Annotated in this window: 18 protein-coding genes and 1 pseudogene; 15 read left to right on the top strand and 4 right to left on the bottom strand. The window is 63.7% G+C overall.

Annotation, left to right across the window (positions count from 1 at the left end; translation table 11 throughout):
* Positions 1-138, top strand: a pseudogene (locus E5W70_RS24170) (tRNA (guanosine(37)-N1)-methyltransferase TrmD); the annotation flags it as partial.
* Here E5W70_RS24170 and E5W70_RS24175 read toward each other — a convergent pair.
* Entirely contained in the window at positions 120-872 is a 753-nt protein-coding gene (locus E5W70_RS24175) for a sulfite exporter TauE/SafE family protein (protein WP_292663189.1), read from the bottom strand. The pseudogene E5W70_RS24170 and the gene E5W70_RS24175 sit on opposite strands and share 19 nt — an antisense overlap.
* A 367-nt stretch (positions 873-1,239) precedes the next feature.
* On the opposite strand from E5W70_RS24175, the gene rplS reads away from it, so the two are divergent.
* The 5 genes from rplS to leuC all read left to right on the top strand — a co-directional run bounded on the left by rplS (position 1,240) and on the right by leuC (position 6,270).
* A complete protein-coding gene (gene rplS, locus E5W70_RS24180) occupies positions 1,240-1,779 on the top strand; it encodes a 50S ribosomal protein L19 (protein WP_254817835.1) in 540 nt (179 codons plus the stop codon).
* A gap of 264 nt (positions 1,780-2,043) precedes the next feature.
* Positions 2,044-2,841, top strand: a complete 798-nt coding sequence (locus E5W70_RS24185) for a transporter substrate-binding domain-containing protein (RefSeq protein WP_292663193.1) — start codon at positions 2,044-2,046, stop codon at positions 2,839-2,841.
* 266 nt (positions 2,842-3,107) lie between these two features.
* Positions 3,108-3,923: an amino acid ABC transporter permease gene (locus E5W70_RS24190; protein WP_292663195.1), complete on the top strand. Its 816-nt coding sequence runs from the start codon at positions 3,108-3,110 to the stop codon at positions 3,921-3,923.
* 52 nt (positions 3,924-3,975) lie between these two features.
* On the top strand, positions 3,976-4,611 hold the full coding sequence (locus tag E5W70_RS24195) for a class I SAM-dependent methyltransferase (protein ID WP_292663210.1): 636 nt from the start codon (positions 3,976-3,978) through the stop codon (positions 4,609-4,611).
* Positions 4,612-4,860: 249 nt separating this feature from the next.
* Positions 4,861-6,270 carry a 3-isopropylmalate dehydratase large subunit gene (gene leuC, locus E5W70_RS24200; RefSeq protein WP_292663212.1) on the top strand — a complete coding sequence of 470 codons (1,410 nt, stop codon included), beginning with the start codon at positions 4,861-4,863 and terminating at the stop codon, positions 6,268-6,270.
* 60 nt (positions 6,271-6,330) lie between these two features.
* Here leuC and E5W70_RS24205 read toward each other — a convergent pair whose 3' ends face one another.
* Positions 6,331-6,642: a hypothetical protein gene (locus tag E5W70_RS24205; RefSeq protein WP_292663214.1), complete on the bottom strand. Its 312-nt coding sequence runs from the start codon at positions 6,640-6,642 to the stop codon at positions 6,331-6,333.
* A 164-nt stretch (positions 6,643-6,806) separates the two neighbouring features.
* On the opposite strand from E5W70_RS24205, the gene E5W70_RS24210 reads away from it, so the two are divergent.
* Positions 6,807-8,003, top strand: a complete 1,197-nt coding sequence (locus E5W70_RS24210; protein ID WP_292663216.1) for a GGDEF domain-containing protein — start codon at positions 6,807-6,809, stop codon at positions 8,001-8,003.
* Positions 8,004-8,076: 73 nt separating this feature from the next.
* Entirely contained in the window at positions 8,077-9,297 is a 1,221-nt protein-coding gene (locus E5W70_RS24215; RefSeq protein WP_292663218.1) for a GGDEF domain-containing protein, read from the top strand.
* Here E5W70_RS24215 and E5W70_RS24220 read toward each other — a convergent pair.
* Positions 9,281-9,640 (bottom strand): hypothetical protein, encoded by a 360-nt coding sequence (locus E5W70_RS24220; protein ID WP_292663220.1) that lies wholly within the window; start codon positions 9,638-9,640, stop codon positions 9,281-9,283. The genes E5W70_RS24215 and E5W70_RS24220 overlap by 17 nt on opposite strands.
* Positions 9,641-9,895: 255 nt before the next feature.
* Between E5W70_RS24220 and E5W70_RS24225 the strand changes: the two genes are divergently transcribed.
* The 7 genes from E5W70_RS24225 (at position 9,896) to E5W70_RS24255 (ending at position 15,264) form a co-directional block, all read left to right on the top strand.
* Positions 9,896-10,276 (top strand): hypothetical protein, encoded by a 381-nt coding sequence (locus tag E5W70_RS24225; protein ID WP_292663222.1) that lies wholly within the window; start codon positions 9,896-9,898, stop codon positions 10,274-10,276.
* Between the two features lie 243 nt (positions 10,277-10,519).
* On the top strand, positions 10,520-10,939 hold the full coding sequence (sdhC, locus tag E5W70_RS24230; RefSeq protein ID WP_292663224.1) for a succinate dehydrogenase, cytochrome b556 subunit: 420 nt from the start codon (positions 10,520-10,522) through the stop codon (positions 10,937-10,939).
* A 1-nt stretch (position 10,940) separates the two neighbouring features.
* Entirely contained in the window at positions 10,941-11,336 is a 396-nt protein-coding gene (sdhD, locus tag E5W70_RS24235) for a succinate dehydrogenase, hydrophobic membrane anchor protein (protein ID WP_292663226.1), read from the top strand.
* Between the two features lie 4 nt (positions 11,337-11,340).
* Complete coding sequence (gene sdhA / locus E5W70_RS24240; protein WP_292663228.1) at positions 11,341-13,179, top strand: succinate dehydrogenase flavoprotein subunit; 1,839 nt, start codon at positions 11,341-11,343, stop codon at positions 13,177-13,179.
* Positions 13,180-13,181: 2 nt separating this feature from the next.
* Positions 13,182-13,619 carry a DUF3052 family protein gene (locus tag E5W70_RS24245; protein ID WP_292663230.1) on the top strand — a complete coding sequence of 146 codons (438 nt, stop codon included), beginning with the start codon at positions 13,182-13,184 and terminating at the stop codon, positions 13,617-13,619.
* Positions 13,619-14,398, top strand: coding sequence for a succinate dehydrogenase iron-sulfur subunit (locus tag E5W70_RS24250; protein ID WP_292663232.1), 780 nt, complete (start codon positions 13,619-13,621; stop codon positions 14,396-14,398). Before E5W70_RS24245 ends, E5W70_RS24250 begins: the two co-directional genes overlap by 1 nt.
* Before the next feature lie 224 nt (positions 14,399-14,622).
* On the top strand, positions 14,623-15,264 hold the full coding sequence (locus tag E5W70_RS24255) for a DUF480 domain-containing protein (protein WP_292663234.1): 642 nt from the start codon (positions 14,623-14,625) through the stop codon (positions 15,262-15,264).
* Between the two features lie 67 nt (positions 15,265-15,331).
* Here E5W70_RS24255 and E5W70_RS24260 read toward each other — a convergent pair.
* The coding region (locus E5W70_RS24260; protein ID WP_292663236.1) for an ISAs1 family transposase at positions 15,332-16,112 on the bottom strand (781 nt) is incomplete at its 5' end.

Genomic DNA, 16,112 nt, shown 5'->3' on the forward strand with positions numbered 1-16,112 from the left:
TTCGAGGGCCGGCCGATTCCCGAAGTGCTGATTTCGGGCAATCACAGGAAGATCGCGGCGTGGCGGCGGGCCGAAGCGGAGAGGCTGACGAAAGAGCGAAGGCCGGACCTTTTAGCCGCTCAGCCCTTGTCGAAATAGTAAAAAGCCAGGAACAGGCCGACGGCGATGACGAAGCCGCGCACCGCGTTCTGCGGCACGCGCCTGGCGATCCAGACGCCGGCATAGCCGCCGAGCGCGCCACCCGGGATCATGATGATCGCCTGCAGCCAGGCGATGACGCCGCCCGACACGAAGACGAGGATGGCGACCGCAGCGATGACCACGGCCAGCATGTTCTTCAGCGCGTTCAGCCGGTGATAGTCGCCGGACTGGGTGAGACCGAGCGTTGCCAGCATCATGACGCCCATGCCGGCGCCGAAGAAGCCGCCATAGACGGCGGTGGCGAACTGCGCCAGCGACCCGACCAGCGAACCCACCGCGGCCTCATGCTCCGGCTTGGGCGCCGGCTTCAGCCAAGGCCCGGCAGCGAACAATGCGGTTGCCGCCAGCAGCAGCCACGGCACCAAGGCGCGGAACTCCGGGTTGTCGAGCCCTAAAAGGATGAGCGCGCCAGACAGCGCACCGAAAGCCGAAATGAGGCTGAGCAGCAGTGCGCCGCGCCAGAAATGCTTGATGTCGTGCCAATAGGCGAGCGTCGAGGTGATGTAGCCAGGAAATTGCGTCACCGACGATGTCGCATTGGCGACGATCGGCGGCAGGCCGGCCAGGGTCATGGCGCCAAAGGTTATGAACGTGCCGCCGCCGGCAACAGCGTTGACCGCGCCTGATAGAAAGCCGGCGAGAAAGAGCAGGACCGCGTCCAAGATTGGCATGAGGGGTGTCGTCGCTGGAGGAAAATGCTTATCTTCCGGCTTAGAAAGCTTGACGCGCGGGCGCAACCCCCTGGACCACAAGCGATCACGGGATTGCCACAGCGGCGCCAGCCAAAAAGAAGCGGCGCCAAAAAAGAGACAGCGAAGGCGTGACAAAGCGCCGAAATAGCTGTATGTGCGCGCCGAACCGGAAGAGAATCTGCCAAGAGCGATCTTCTGGCCCGTCAACAATGACGGTGTAGTCGCCCCTGCCCGATGTTCTCGAACAGACGTTCTCGAACGAAGGGCATAGCCGAGCGGTCGATGCGACTGCAAGGCGAGTGTCGGACGCTCTGACTGTCGGAAGAACAAGAAGTGGATCTATGAGATGGACATCCTCCGTCAGCTCGAGGCCGAGCAGGCCGCCAAGATCGAAGCCAAGCGCAAGCTCCCCGAATTCCAGCCCGGCGATACCGTGCGCGTCCAGGTCCGTGTGACCGAAGGCACCCGCACCCGCGTCCAGGCCTATGAAGGCGTCGTCATCGCCCGCGCCGGCGCCGGCTTCCAGGAAAACTTCACCGTCCGCAAGATCTCCTACGGCGAAGGCGTGGAGCGTGTGTTCCCGGTCTATTCGCCAATGGTCGAGGGCGTCGAGATCGTGCGCCGCGGCAAGGTGCGTCGCGCCAAGCTGTACTATTTGCGTGACCGTCGCGGCAAGTCGGCCCGCATTTCGGAAAACACCGGCGTGCGCGCCCGCAAGCTCAACGACGAGGAGCGCGATGCGCTGAACGCCGAGAAGGCGCGCATCGAGGCCGAGAAGGTGGCCGCCGCCCAGGCGCTGGCCGCCGAGAAGGCCGCGCAGGACGCCGCTGAGAAGAAGGCGGCCGACGAGGCAGCCAAGGCCGCCGAAGCAGCTGCCGCCGAATAAGGCTTCTCAAGAACGTATTTTCGGAAAGGCGGCTTCGGCCGCCTTTTTGTTTTCGCGAGGGGGATTCTATTTTGCCGGGCCGCGTCGGTCCGCTATCGAAACGGATCGTTCCGTAATGGCGCCGTTGAAAGCATTGGAATCCATTTTCGTGCCGGGCGGCGCATCGGAGCGGCTTGCAAGGCGCCGGCGGAAAGCTAAAGTCGGCGCCGGATTTCCTGCATGCCTCGGTCGATCGAGGCGGTTCAGTTCCTGGGGAGCATAGTCATGATCAATTCGAAACTGCTGCTGGCCGGCCTGCTGGCTTGCCTTCTCGTGCCTGTCACGGCTCTGGCGCAGGCGCTGCCCGACCTCGGCGGCAAGAAGGTGGTGGTGGTGACCGAAAATGCCTATCCGCCGCTGCAGTTCATCGATGCCAAGACCGGCAAGCAGATCGGCTGGGAATATGACGCGATGAACGAGATCGCCAAGCGGCTGAACTTCAAGGTCGAGTACCAGAATACCTCCTGGGACGCGATGATCCAGGCGGTTTCCGACAACCAGTACAACATCGGCATGACCGGCATCACCATCAAGGACGACCGCAAGCAGAAGGTCGACTTCTCCGACCCCTATATGCGTTCGGAGCAGTTCATGCTGGTGCGCGGCGACGAGAAGCGCTTCAGCGATGCCAAGACGTTTGCCGCCTTCAAGGACGGGCTGATCGGCGCGCAGGCCGGCACTACGCCCTTCTACACCGCCGTCTACAGCGTGCTCGACGGCAATGAGCAGAACCCGCGCATCAAGCTGTTCGAGACATTCGGCGCGACGGTGCAGGCGCTGAGGGCCGGCGACGTCGACGTCGTGCTCACCGACGGCACTGCCGGCAAGGGCTATGTCGATGCGTCCAATGGTGGCCTTAAGCTGATCGGCGGGCCGCTCGGCACCGAGGATTTCGGCTTCATCTTCCCCAAGGGCTCCGACCTGGTGAAGCCGGTCAACGCGGCAATCGCCGCGCTCAAGGCCGACGGCACGCTCGACGCGCTCAACAAGAAGTGGTTCCTTGATTACAAGATGGGGCAGTAGGCCCGCTTGTTGCGCGCATTTCATGACGATTGTGCGCGGGAACTCGCGCTGACTCTGCGCTCGTACACCCCCCTCTGTCCTGCCGGACATCTCCCCCGCAAGGGGGGAGATCGGATTTCGCATCGGCTTTCGCCAATTTTCAGTGTTGCAGAACGGGCCGCGAGGTCAAAGCTGCCGATCTCCCCCCTTGCGGGGGAGATGGCCGGCAGGCCAGAGGGGGGTGTGACAGAACGCTGCCTTCGTGACCCTGTCACCGGTACCGCTTGATGCCGCCGGCGCCCCCAGCCACAGCCAAATCCGACTTCCCCTGGTGGCTTGCCGTGGCCGTGGCAATCGCCTTGGCCGCCGCCATCTTCATCGCTGCCAGCGACCTCTATGCCCAGGTCTTCGCAACCGTCGCCAAGGGCATCGGCGTCACTATCTTCGTCACTGTGGTCGCCTTCGCGCTGGCTTGCGCGATCGGGCTCGGCGTCGCGCTGATGGGCCTGTCGGGCTCACGCTGGCTCAGCCAGATCGGCCGCTTCTACGTCGAGATCATCCGCGGCGTGCCGATGCTGGTGCTGTTGTTCTGGATCGCCTTTGCCGGCGCACCGGCCTTCGTCGCGGCGTGGAACGCGCTGACGGCGCCGCTGCAAAGCGCCGGCCTCTTCGGTGAGCTACTGGTACGCGACGTCTCGCTTTTATGGCGCGCCGTCATGGCGCTGACCATCGGCTATTCCGCCTTCATCTCGGAGGTGTTCCGCGCCGGTATCCAGGCGGTCGAGAAGGGGCAGATCGAGGCGGCCAAGGCGCTCGGGCTGACGCGCACGCAGCGCTTCCGGCTGGTCGTCTTTCCGCAGGCGATCCGCACCATCCTGCCGCCGCTCGGCAATGATTTCGTCGCCATGGTCAAGGATTCATCGCTGGTCTCGGTGCTCGGCGTCGCCGACATCACCCAGATGGGCAAGATCTACGCCGCCGGCTCGTTCCGCTTCTTCGAAACCTATTCGATCGTCGCCTATATCTATCTCATCCTGACCGTCGGCCTGTCGCTGGCCTTGCGGGCGCTGGAGAAGCGGCTGCGCCACCAGCATGAGGAATAGAAGGCAGGCGAAAACGGCGATACCATCGAGCAGACGCGACCGGGGAGGACCCATGATCATCGACAAGGCCAATGCGGCGCTGGAGGCGGCCTACACGGCCGACACACCCGAGGCGCTCGCCAAGGCCTATGCGCAATGGGCCGCGACCTATGACGGCGAAACCGCGGCGCTCGGCTATCTCCTGCCGTTCCTGATCACCGCCTGGGTGGCGCGCCATGTGCCGTCGGGCGAAGGGCCGCTGCTCGACGCCGGCTGCGGCACCGGCCTGTCGGGGCCGTCGCTCAAGGCGCTCGGCTACCACGACATTGCCGGGCTCGACCTGTCGCAGGATATGCTGAAAATCGCCGGCAGCCGGCAGGCCTACAGCGAGCTGAAACAGGCGATGCTCGGCGGGCCATTGCCTTGGGCGGACGGGTATTTCCGCGCCTTCTTCTCGACCGGCGTGTTCACCATCAGCCACGCGCCGGCGTCGGGCCTGCATGAACTGGTACGCATCACCAGGACGGGCGGCCACGCCATCTTCACGGTTCGCGACCAGGTTTTTGAAAGCGGCGGGTTTCAAGCCGTGTTTAGCGAACTGGAGCAGGCGAAAAAATGGCGGCCGGTCGAGGAGAGCCCGTGGTTCCGCTGCTACGCAATCGCCGAGCCCGACGCGCTGGTGAAGACCTTCGTGTTCGAGGTGCTGTGAAGCGCCTGCAAAGGCAGACGCGATTGCTGAAAAGCCAAAACATTGATATGAGCAGCGCCATGGAAGAGCTTTTTGGCGATCCGGCCTATAAGGGTTTCGTGCTGCAGGACAGAAAACGCCTGCCGTCGCGATTTTCGGCGCGCATCCGCGGGGCGCTGACCAGCCGACTTAGCTAGGGCAGACTCGTCAGGCTGTTTCGCCGGGCCGACCGGCGTCCTTTTCCCTTTTAAAATCGACGGATTTACGCACATGAGCGCACCGCGCACCCTCTACGACAAGATTTTCGACGACCATGTCGTCGACCGCCAGGATGACGGCACCTGCCTGCTCTACATCGACCGCCACCTCGTCCACGAAGTGACCAGCCCGCAGGCTTTCGAAGGCCTGCGCATGACAGGCCGCAAGGTTCGGCATCCGGAAAAGACGCTGGCCGTGGTCGACCACAATGTGTCGACCTCGCCGGAGCGCAAGTTCGGCATCAAGAACGAGGAAAGCCGCATTCAGGTCGAGGCGCTAGCCAAGAACGCCAAGGATTTTGGCGTCGAGTATTATTCCGAGAAGGACATCCGCCAAGGCATCGTCCACATCATCGGTCCCGAGCAGGGCTTTACGCTGCCCGGCATGACCATCGTCTGCGGCGACAGCCACACCTCGACGCATGGCGCGTTCGGGGCGCTTGCGCATGGCATCGGCACCTCGGAAGTCGAGCATGTGCTGGCGACGCAGACGCTGATCCAGCGCAAGGCCAAGAACATGCTGGTGCGCGTCGATGGCGCACTGCCGGAAGGCGTCACCGCCAAGGACATCATCCTCGCCATCATCGGCGAGATCGGCACGGCCGGCGGCACCGGCTATGTCATCGAATATGCCGGCGAGGCAATCCGTGCGCTGTCGATGGAAGGCCGCATGACGATCTGCAACATGTCGATCGAAGCCGGCGCGCGCGCCGGCCTGATCGCGCCCGACGAGACCACCTTCGCCTATGTCAAGGACAAGCCGCGCGCCCCCAAGGGCGAAGCCTGGGATGCCGCGCTCGCCTACTGGAAGACGCTGCAGTCCGACGAAGGCGCGCATTTCGACAAGGTGGTCGTGCTCGACGCGGCAAAGCTGCCGCCGATCGTCTCCTGGGGCTCCTCGCCCGAAGACGTTGTCTCGGTGCAAGGCATCGTGCCGAACCCGGACGACATCACCGACGAGAACAAGCGCACGTCCAAGCAACGAGCACTCGACTATATGGGCCTAAAGCCGGGCACCAAGATCACCGATATCGAACTCGATCGCGTCTTCATCGGCTCCTGCACCAATGGCCGCATCGAGGATCTGCGCGCCGCCGCCAAGGTGATCGAAGGCAAGAAGGTCAATCCGCGGGTCAGTGCGATGATCGTGCCGGGCTCCGGCCTGGTCAAGGAACAGGCCGAGGCCGAAGGCCTCGACAAGATCTTTGTCGCCGCCGGCTTTGACTGGCGCGAGCCGGGCTGCTCGATGTGCCTTGCCATGAACGACGACCGGCTGAAGCCGCATGAGCGCTGCGCCTCGACCTCGAACCGCAATTTCGAAGGGCGCCAAGGCTTCAAGGGCCGCACGCATCTGGTGTCGCCGGCAATGGCGGCGGCGGCGGCGATCGCCGGCCATTTCGTCGACATCCGCGAGTGGAAATAGCGCAGGGGCGCGCGCAGTCGGGTATGAGGTGCCCGAGCCGCAATGCGGTTCGGGCATTCTTCAGCCGGGCCGCCTGACGAATTCGTGGAATCCCTCACGTCGGCCGGGTTGATCCTTTGCGACGACCAGCGCCAGTTGGCGCTCGTCGAAGAGCTTGAACCATTCGTCCCATTCGACCAGTTCATAGCCGCCGGCATTGACCGGACGTTCGGCCTCATCCTGGTCCTGGTAGGCATGCTGGCCGAAGACCAGCCTCAGCATGGGCTGCGTTCCGGCTTCCGGCGACACGTCGACGATCGCCGGAAAGCCGGCGCGCGCCGCGGTCCATGAGCGAATTGCATCGTGATCGGTCAGCATGATCGTGTCGGCCATCGGAGCGTCTCCTGGTTTGCCGTCGTGAAACGCCGCTCACCGTTCGCGGTTCCGCCTGGCGGCCTTGTCGACGCACCCGTCGTATATATTCGCTTTCGCTTAACCGCTTGTTTGGGCTTCCGCTCTAAGGTCCTCCAAGGGGAAGCGAGGGGAAATTACAGCGCTTGGACACCGGCCTGCTCATAGCGCTGCTCAATCCAGGCATCGCCCTCACACTCGGCGCGGCATTTCTCGTGCTGTGGTTCTATCAGCGCCACCGTTCCTATCTGGCTGTGCTGGCGGCGGGCTACTCGGCCTCGGCCGCAGGCTTCCTGCTCCAGTATTTCACTTTGCCGGTCGGTATGGCGCCGACCAAGCTTATCTCGATCCTGTGCTTCACCTTTGCCACCTGCTGTCTCGCCGGCGCTGTCATTGCGCGCTATGGGCGGCGCGTGCCTTACCCGGCGATCGGCATTCTGGCCTGCGGCGGCCTGGCCGCGTTCTCGTGGTTTCTTTTTGCACGGCCGGATCTCACCTGGCGCATCCTTGCCATCAATTTCAGCTTCGGCGGCATCAGCCTGGTTGTCGCCGCCGAGTTGCGCGTGGTGCGCAACAACGGCCCGACAGAAATGATCCTGTTCGTGCTGTCGCTGCTTTCCGGCCTGAACTTCCTGGTGCGGACGCTTGCCGTCGTCATCGCGCATGGGCCGTTCACCAGCTATGAAGGGCTTTACACCTCGTCCTACTGGACGACGGCGCTGCTGTCGCATGCATTGCTGTCGCTGCTTATTGCGCTTTGCCTGTTCGGCGCCGCCGCGCTCGATGTGATGAAGGCCCTGAAGACCGAAACCCTGACAGACCCGCTGTCGGGCCTGCTCAACCGCCGCGGCTTCGAGGAGCGCGCCATGCTGGTCCTGCAGCACTGTGCCACGGCGCAATTGCCGGTTACGCTGGTGCTGGCCGATCTCGATCATTTCAAGGCACTCAACGATCAGCATGGCCACGCAGCCGGGGATCGCGTCATCGCCGACTTCGCCGCCAAGCTTCTATCGGCTGCAGGCACGGGCGGCGTTGCCGGCCGCATCGGCGGCGAGGAGTTCGCCGTGCTGTTGCCGCTCAGCGACCTTGGCGCGGCAAGACTGTTTGCCGAAACCATTCGCACGCTCTATTCAGCGGGCAGAATCGACGGGCTTCCGCCCGAGACAAGAGTGACCGCGAGCTTCGGCGTGGCCGCCCGTACCGGCGACGAAGGGCTGGACCCGCTGATGCGGCGCGCCGACGAAGCGCTCTACAAAGCCAAGAGGAATGGCCGCGACAGCGTATGCATGTCCTATCAGCGGCCTGAAACGGTCGTCCTTCCCAATCGGACCAGTGCTGGCTGAGCGTCAGCGGCGTCGAATTAACGTCTTTTTCGCGCGTCGGTGATTTGCTGTTCGGGGGGAGTGCCAAAACGCCATGGGCAGCGCTAATTTCATCCTGGTGATCAACCTGTTCGTTGCCGGGCTGCTGGCGGCGGCGTTCATGACGATAGCGGTCTATGACGCCGGACGTATATCGGCGCGCTGGCTGGCGTTCGGCTATGCGCTAGGCATGGCCTATTTCGCGATTGAGTTCAGCATCCCTGCCTTCGACAATGCGCGACCCGTGGTTGTCGCCGCCTTTGCCGCCTTCCTTGGCGCAACCGTCGCCTTCAATGGCGGGCTTGCCCATAAATACCGCGTTTCGCCGCCTTGGCTGCCGATGCTGTTCTTCCTGGTCTTCGCCACCCTCGCGGTCTACTTCGTCCAGGACCTGCCACGCCAATCCTTTGTGCGAATGGCAGCCTACCAGCTTCCCTATGCGACCATGCAATTCACCGGGCTGGCGATCGTCTTGTCGTCCAGGCAAAGACGCGAGCGGCTCGACCATATGCTGATGGCTGTCCTGGCGGCCAGTACCTTGCAATTCGCCAGCAAACCCTTCATCGCCCATGCGCTTGGTGGCTGGGGCGCCAATCCGCAATCTTATGCGCAGACCAGCTACGCGTTGGTGTCGCAGTCTGTCGGCACGGTGTTCGGCCTGGCGCTTGCGCTGGTGACGTTGGCTATCCTGGTCCGCGACGTGCTCGCCGAGGCGACATCGAAGTCGGAAACCGATACGCTTTCACGGCTGCTCAACCGTGGCGGCTTCGAGCGCCATGCCGAGATCGCACTGCGCGACGCCATGCGGCGGGCCGTTCCAGCGGCACTGGTCATTGCCGATCTCGACTATTTCAAGCGCATCAACGATACTTACGGCCACGCGTCCGGCGATCGGGTCATCGAGACCTTTGCCGGTTTCCTCCGCGAGGCCGCGGCCGACCATCATGTTGCCGGCCGCATCGGCGGCGAGGAATTCGCTATTTTCCTGCCGGGGACCAATCTAGCCGCCGCCCGGCTCTTTGCCGAGGGCACGCGTACCGCCTTCGGTGCCACGCCGATCGACTGCCTGCCGGCGGATCATCGCTGCAGCGCCAGCTTCGGCGTTGCCGAGCTTGGTCCGGGCGAAAGCTTTTCCAACCTTTTGCGGCGCGCCGACAAAGCGCTCTATCAGGCGAAGGGCAGCGGCCGCGATTGCGTGCGTATCTCGGTGGAGCCGGCCGCTGCCCAGCCGGCGCCGTCGACAAAGGGGGGCGTGGGCGTCAGCGGCAGGGGCTGAGCTCCGGCATCTCGCCGTCGGAGAGGCCGTACATATAGCTGCGGCCCTTCACGAAAACAGGCGGCCTGTAGCAGTCGCCGCTTCGGACATCGTCCGATTCGTTTTCATAGATCACGTCGGGCTGGCCGGCGCCGGTGTAGTCGGACAATTCCTTGGCCAGCTTGCCCTCGCCGACGAGGATACGCTTGTAGCCGGCGGCGCTTTCGATGACCAGATTGCCGAAGGAATCGGCATAGACGCGGTCGTGGTGGCGCGTCCCGGCGAATGCCGGTGCGGCGATGCCGAGGGCGAGCGCCGCCAATAGGAACCAGGGAAGGCGCGATCCTGCTGAATTGGAATGCATGGCGTGCTGCTCCATTGCTGAGAGGCAAGCCTCCTCGAATCAGAAATTAACCTTTTATTAACCTTTGTTAAGAGGGCAACCGCAGCCGGGGCGAGGTCCCGGAAAACATGGTAAATACTCGATCACCCACCGGCCATCATTCGGCCATGCCTTGTTCCCACCATCGCCGGCATCGAGCGCGACTCAAAAAGCATGAAATCCGGTGGCCTGCCGAAGCATCGCGGCGGGCTCGATGCGCGCGGGGGAAAGCAGCATATGAGATTACGCCGCACGTTTCGGATGGCGCTGGCCATTCCGCCGCTTCTGGCTGCCGCCGCCTGCGCGCCGCAGACCAGCGCGCCCAAGCTCGGCAATACGCCCGCCGCTTCCGTGCCGCTTGCTCCCGCCGCTAGCGAACCGACGGCACGGCAGCCGCGCACTGCAACCTACAAATGCACCGACGGTAGCGTGATGACCATCGAGAACCTGGGCACGTCGGTGCGCGTGCTCGGCCCCGACGGCACCAGCTCCGAGTTGCCGGCCTCACCGGCCAATCAGACAAGCCGCTACGGCGAGGCGCATGACGCAATCGTGATCGATGGGCGTGAGGCGCTGGTGATGAAGGGCGGTGCGTCACCGCTGGCCTGTAAGCGCTGATCCGCCCGGTGAGGCAGCCATATTTTGCAGTGCAGCGACATTGTGCCGGCTCAAGGCCACAGCCCTAATCGATTGAAGCTGAAACCTTCGCTTTCATCAGACTAAATTACGTTTTCAAAACGGTTTTCCGGCTTTGACGCGGTGCAAAAAGAGCATTAGAAACCGGCTGTCCGAAGTCGCAACCGGAAGCGGCAATGCCGCATTTCCACCTGAGGCTCCAGAGACGCCGAACTGGGGGAAGCCATGAGCAAATCACCAGCCACCCGCGAATTTGCCAGACGTGAACGGCCGCTTTCGCCGCACCTGACCGTCTATCGGCCGCCGATCACCATGACGATGTCGATCGTCCACCGCATCACCGGCGGGGCGCTCTATTTCGGCACGCTGCTGGTCGCGCTGTGGCTGATGGCGGCGGCGAGTTCGGAGGCGACCTTCAATGCCGTCAACTGGGCTTTCGGCTCGTGGCTCGGACGGCTGGTGCTGTTCGGCTACAGCTGGGCGCTGATGCACCACATGCTGGGCGGCGTCCGGCATCTTATCTGGGACACTGGGGCGGGGCTTGAAAAGCATACGGCCTCGAGGATCGCTTGGGCGACGCTGGCAGGCTCGGTCACGCTGACGCTGCTGATCTGGATCGCCGGCTACATGGCGCGGGGAGCCTGACATGAACGGCAAGAACACCGATATGCGCACGCCGCTGGCCAAGGTCCGCGGCCTCGGTTCCGCCCGCGAGGGCACCGGCCATTTCTGGCGCCAGCGGCTGACGGCGATTTCCAACATCCCGCTGGTCCTGTTCTTCGTCGGCTTCCTGATCGCACTCAACGGCGCCAGCTATCTCGAGGTGCGCGCTGCACTTGCCAATCCGTTCGTGGCACTGGTCCTGGCGCTGGTGCTGTTGTCGGTGCTCTACCACATGCGGCTCGGCATGCAGGCAATCATCGAAGACTATGTGCATGGAGAAGGCACCAGGCTGGCGCTGCTCGCCCTCAACACATTCTTTCCCGTAGTGGTCGGCGTCGCCTCGGTCTTCGCCCTGCTTAAACTGGCATTTGGAGGCTGATTTTTTGGCCAAGGACGCGAAGAACGCCAACACGGCTTCCGCCTATAGCTATGTCGATCACAAATTCGACGTCGTGGTCGTCGGCGCCGGCGGCGCCGGCCTGCGCGCCACGCTCGGCATGGCCGAACAGGGCCTGCGCACTGCCTGCATCACCAAAGTGTTCCCGACACGCTCGCATACGGTTGCGGCGCAGGGGGGCATCGCCGCCTCGCTCGCCAATATGGGTCCCGACAACTGGCAGTGGCATCTCTTCGACACGGTCAAGGGCTCGGATTGGCTGGGCGACACCGACGCTCAGGAATACATGGTGCGCGAGGCGCCGGCGGCGGTCTACGAGCTCGAACATTACGGCGTTCCCTTCAGCCGCACCGAGGACGGGAAAATCTACCAGCGGCCGTTCGGCGGTATGATGATGAATTTCGGTGAGGGGCCGCCGGTGCAGCGCACCTGTGCGGCCGCCGACCGCACCGGCCACGCCATGCTGCACACGCTCTACGGCCAGTCGCTGAAGCACAATGCGCAGTTCTTCATCGAGTATTTTGCGCTCGACCTGATCATGGAGCGGGACGGCACCTGCACCGGCGTCGTCGCCTGGAACCTCGACGACGGCACCATCCACCGCTTTTCGGCCAAGATGGTGGTGCTGGCGACCGGTGGCTATGGCCGCGCCTATTTCTCGGCCACCTCGGCGCATACCTGCACCGGCGATGGCGGCGGCATGGCCGCACGCGCAGGCCTGCCGCTGCAGGACATGGAGTTCGTGCAGTTCCACCCGACCGGCATCTACGGCGCCGGCTGCCTGATCACTGAGGGGGCGCGCGGCGAGGGCGGCTATCTCGTCAATTCCGAGGGCGAGCGCTTCATGGAGCGTTACGCGCCGTCAGCCAAGGATCTGGCTTCGCGCGACGTGGTCTCGCGCTGTATGACGCTGGAGATCCGCGAGGGCCGCGGCGTCGGGCCGAAGAAGGATCACATCTTCCTGCATCTCGACCATCTAGACCCGGCCGTTCTGCACGAGAGGCTCCCGGGTATTTCGGAGTCGGCAAAGATCTTTGCCGGCGTCGACCTGACCAAGGAACCGATACCGGTTCTGCCGACGGTCCACTACAATATGGGCGGCGTGCCGACCAATTATTGGGGCGAGGTGCTGAACCCGACGGCTTTGAACCCGGACCAGGTGTCACCCGGGCTGATGGCGGTCGGCGAGGCCGGCTGCGCCTCGGTGCACGGCGCCAACCGCTTGGGTTCCAATTCGCTGATCGACCTGGTGGTGTTCGGCCGCGCGGCGGCGATCCGGGCCGGCCAGGTGATCGACCGCACATCGGCGATTCCCTCGCCCAACGAAGCCGCTGTCGAAAAGATCATGGACCGCTTCGACCGGCTGCGTCACGCCAACGGCTCGACGCCGACAGCGGTTTTGCGTGAAAAGATGCAGAAGGCGATGCAGGAGGACGCGGCGGTGTTCCGCACCCAGGAATCGCTGGAAAGCGGCTGCAGGCGCATTTCGCAGCTGTGGGGCGAGCTCAAGGACGTGAAAGTGTTCGATCGCTCGATGATCTGGAACTCCGATCTGGTCGAGACGCTGGAGCTGGAAAACCTGATGGCCAACGCCATCACCACCGTCTACGGCGCCGAGGCGCGCAAGGAAAGCCGCGGCGCGCACGCGCGGGAGGACTTTTCGGCGCGCGACGACGCGAACTGGCGCAAGCATACGCTGGCCCGGCTCAACGAGGCCGGCGAGGTGGCGCTCACCTACCGGCCCGTGCACACGGAGACGCTGCTCAAGGAGGCAGACGGCGGAATCAATCCGGCCAAGATCGCGCCAAAGGCCAGGGTGTATTGATCATGGCGCTGGCGGCAGCTGGATATTCCGGCACACCCCTTCCAGCCAAGCTCGGCCTGAAGGACGGGATGATTGCCGCCTTCGTCGCCTTGCCGGCCGAACTGGACGACCTTGCCGAAGCCGTGGATTTTGCCGGGCTCGACCGGCTGGCCAACTGGTCAGCGATTTCGGGCGTTCATCAGAAATATGATGCGGTGCATGCTTTCACCCGGCAGCGTGTCGAGATCGAGGACCGTCTTGGCGACGTCGAAGCGGCGATCAAGCGGGACGGCATGGTCTGGGTGTCATGGCCGAAGAAGGCATCGAAAGTGCCGACCGACGTCACCGAGGACGTTATCCGCACCGAGGCGCTGAAGCTCGACCTCGTCGACGTCAAGGTCGCCGCCGTGAACGAGATCTGGTCCGGGCTGAAGCTCGTCATCCGAAAGGACCTGAGGTAATGGTCGAACTCACGCTTCCGAAAAACTCGAAGATCATGGCCGGAAAAACCTGGCCGAAGCCGGAGGGCGCGACCAATCTGCGCGAATACCGCATCTACCGCTGGTCGCCGGACGATGACGAGAACCCGCGCATGGATACGTATTTCGTCGACATGGACGATTGCGGGCCGATGGTGCTCGACGCGCTGCTCTGGATCAAGAACAAGATCGATCCGACGCTGACGCTGCGCCGTTCCTGCCGCGAAGGCATCTGCGGCTCCTGCGCCATGAACATCGACGGGTCGAACACGCTGGCCTGCACCAAGGGCTGTGACGACATTTCCGGCGCGATCAAGGTCTATCCGCTGCCGCATATGGCCGTGGTCAAGGACCTGGTGCCCGACCTCACCAATTTCTACGCCCAGCACGCCTCGATCGAGCCGTGGCTGAAGACGGTGTCGCCCGAGCCGGCCAAGGAATGGCTGCAGAGCCACGAGGACCGCGAAAAACTCGACGGGCTCTACGAGTGCATATTGTGCGCCTGCTGCTCGACCTCCTGCCCGAGCTACTGGTGGAACGGCGAGCGCTATCTCGGTCCGGCAACGCTGCTGCAGGCCTATCGCTGGCTGATCGATTCCAGGGACGAGGCGACGGGCGAGCGGCTCGACAATCTCGAAGACCCGTTCCGGCTCTACCGCTGCCACACCATCATGAACTGCGCCCAGACCTGCCCCAAGGGGCTCAACCCGGCCAAGGCGATCGCCGAGATCAAGAAGATGATGGTGGAGCGACGGGTATAGGGTTGCGGGATTGTCTCATCCGCAGCGATCCTTCGCGCCCCCCTCTGTCCTGCCGGACATCTCCCCCTCTAGTGGGGAGATTGGCAGTTTCGGCGCGGGGCTTTATTCGGCAACGCTGGAGATTGGCGAAATCGGCTATATTGCCAATCTTCCCCCCTGGAGGGGGAGATGTCCGGCAGGACAGAGGGGGGCGCTGTCCCGCCGACTTCAAATGGATACCACCTATGACCGACTCCGACCTTCCCATCCTCTCCCCCGTCGAGGCGCGCGTGCTCGGCTGCCTGATCGAGAAGAAGGAGTTGACGCCGGACGTCTATCCGCTGACGTTCAATGCAGCACTTGCGGCGGCCAACCAGAAGACGGCGCGCGAGCCGGTGATGTCGGTCGAGCTTGCCGAGGTCAGAAGAGCGCTTGGCCAGCTCGAGCAGAAGGGCCTCGTCAGGCAGGTGTTCGCGTCGCGCGTCGAGCGCTATGAGCATGTCGTGGCGCAGCGCTTTTCCCTGACCTCGGCGCAGATCGCGCTGCTCGGCCTGTTGCTGCTGCGCGGCCCGCAGACGGGCTATGAATTGCTGGCACGAAGCGAGCGTATGGCGCGGCTGCCGTCGATCGACGAGCTTCGCGGCAACCTCGATCTGCTGATCGGCCGCCGGCCACCGCTGGTGCAGCAGATCGACCGTGGTCCCGGCCAGCGCGAGGACCGCTATGTCCATCTGCTCAGCGGGCCGCCGCAGCTGTCGGCTGCAGCAGCGCCCCTGCAATCGTCCTCGCCGGCCTCGGATTTGGAAATACGCGTGCAGGCCCTTGAGGAAGAAATTGCCGAGCTGCGCGCCCGCCTCGACGCGCTGACCGGCGAAGGCACTACATAGTCACTCGGATGTCGGCGGGACAGCGCCCCCCTCTGTCCTGCCGGACATCTCCCCCTCAAGGGCAGGGCTATCGCATATGAGTGATGGCATTGATGAGATAGTCGTCGTTCCAGGCGCATTTCTTGATGCGATGGCTGATGGGAACTTTGGCAGCATCGGCGGCCTGAAGGATGTTTCTGGCGAGGCGATTGAGAAGGGCTGTGTTGGCGGGAGCATTGTCCTTGCGGGCACGGCTGAGATCCTCATCGAAATGGACATCGAGCATCCAATGCAGGCCGTTCTCGATCTGCCAATGAGCTCTGGTGAGGTCGAGCGCCCGCTGCGGCGACATGAGCGTGGAGGCCATGAACAGGCGCATCAAAGGTCTGGCCTGATCGCGCCGGCTGGTGATGCGGATGAAGGCCTGGTGGCCGGGCATCAGCGGCTCGGCCGCCGCCACGATCTCGGCCTGCCGCCACTCGTTGCGGCCGTGGCTGATCTCGGTCCGCTCGGCAATGGAAGGGGTGGCGTCGGCCAGTTGCAGGTTGGCACGGCGCAGCCAATGACGACGGTTGCCCTTCAGCGCAAGCAGGTAATCGCCACCTCTTTGGGTAATGGCCGCAGCCATGCGGGTGTGGCAGTGGAGCGCATCGGCCGTGACCAATCTGCCCGTAAGATCAATGAGTTCGACGACCTTGAGCGCGGCCTCGACTTCGTTCTCACCATCGCTCGGCGAGACTGCCGCCAGGCACAGCCGGGTCTCGGCGGCGAAGGCCGACACCGTCAACGGCGGACTGGCTGCCAAGCCCTTCTCGTAGGCTCGCCGCAAAGCCTTGCCGTCAAGCGACACCACCTCGGGCGTCTCTCGG

Origin of the sequence: Mesorhizobium sp., assembly GCF_005063415.1 — a bacterium.
GTDB lineage: Bacteria > Pseudomonadota > Alphaproteobacteria > Rhizobiales > Rhizobiaceae > Mesorhizobium.

What these genes read in the sequence shown, in the direction of transcription:
- E5W70_RS24175 (WP_292663189.1), bottom strand. Translation starts at nt 872, where the DNA reads ATGCCAATCTTGGACGCGGTCCTGCTCTTTCTCGCCGGCTTTCTATCA.
- rplS (WP_254817835.1), top strand. Translation starts at nt 1,240, where the DNA reads ATGGACATCCTCCGTCAGCTCGAGGCCGAGCAGGCCGCCAAGATCGAA.
- E5W70_RS24185 (WP_292663193.1), top strand. Translation starts at nt 2,044, where the DNA reads ATGATCAATTCGAAACTGCTGCTGGCCGGCCTGCTGGCTTGCCTTCTC.
- E5W70_RS24190 (WP_292663195.1), top strand. Translation starts at nt 3,108, where the DNA reads ATGCCGCCGGCGCCCCCAGCCACAGCCAAATCCGACTTCCCCTGGTGG.
- E5W70_RS24195 (WP_292663210.1), top strand. Translation starts at nt 3,976, where the DNA reads ATGATCATCGACAAGGCCAATGCGGCGCTGGAGGCGGCCTACACGGCC.
- leuC (WP_292663212.1), top strand. Translation starts at nt 4,861, where the DNA reads ATGAGCGCACCGCGCACCCTCTACGACAAGATTTTCGACGACCATGTC.
- E5W70_RS24205 (WP_292663214.1), bottom strand. Translation starts at nt 6,642, where the DNA reads ATGGCCGACACGATCATGCTGACCGATCACGATGCAATTCGCTCATGG.
- E5W70_RS24215 (WP_292663218.1), top strand. Translation starts at nt 8,077, where the DNA reads ATGGGCAGCGCTAATTTCATCCTGGTGATCAACCTGTTCGTTGCCGGG.
- E5W70_RS24220 (WP_292663220.1), bottom strand. Translation starts at nt 9,640, where the DNA reads ATGCATTCCAATTCAGCAGGATCGCGCCTTCCCTGGTTCCTATTGGCG.
- E5W70_RS24225 (WP_292663222.1), top strand. Translation starts at nt 9,896, where the DNA reads ATGAGATTACGCCGCACGTTTCGGATGGCGCTGGCCATTCCGCCGCTT.
- sdhC (WP_292663224.1), top strand. Translation starts at nt 10,520, where the DNA reads ATGAGCAAATCACCAGCCACCCGCGAATTTGCCAGACGTGAACGGCCG.
- sdhD (WP_292663226.1), top strand. Translation starts at nt 10,941, where the DNA reads ATGAACGGCAAGAACACCGATATGCGCACGCCGCTGGCCAAGGTCCGC.
- E5W70_RS24245 (WP_292663230.1), top strand. Translation starts at nt 13,182, where the DNA reads ATGGCGCTGGCGGCAGCTGGATATTCCGGCACACCCCTTCCAGCCAAG.
- E5W70_RS24250 (WP_292663232.1), top strand. Translation starts at nt 13,619, where the DNA reads ATGGTCGAACTCACGCTTCCGAAAAACTCGAAGATCATGGCCGGAAAA.
- E5W70_RS24255 (WP_292663234.1), top strand. Translation starts at nt 14,623, where the DNA reads ATGACCGACTCCGACCTTCCCATCCTCTCCCCCGTCGAGGCGCGCGTG.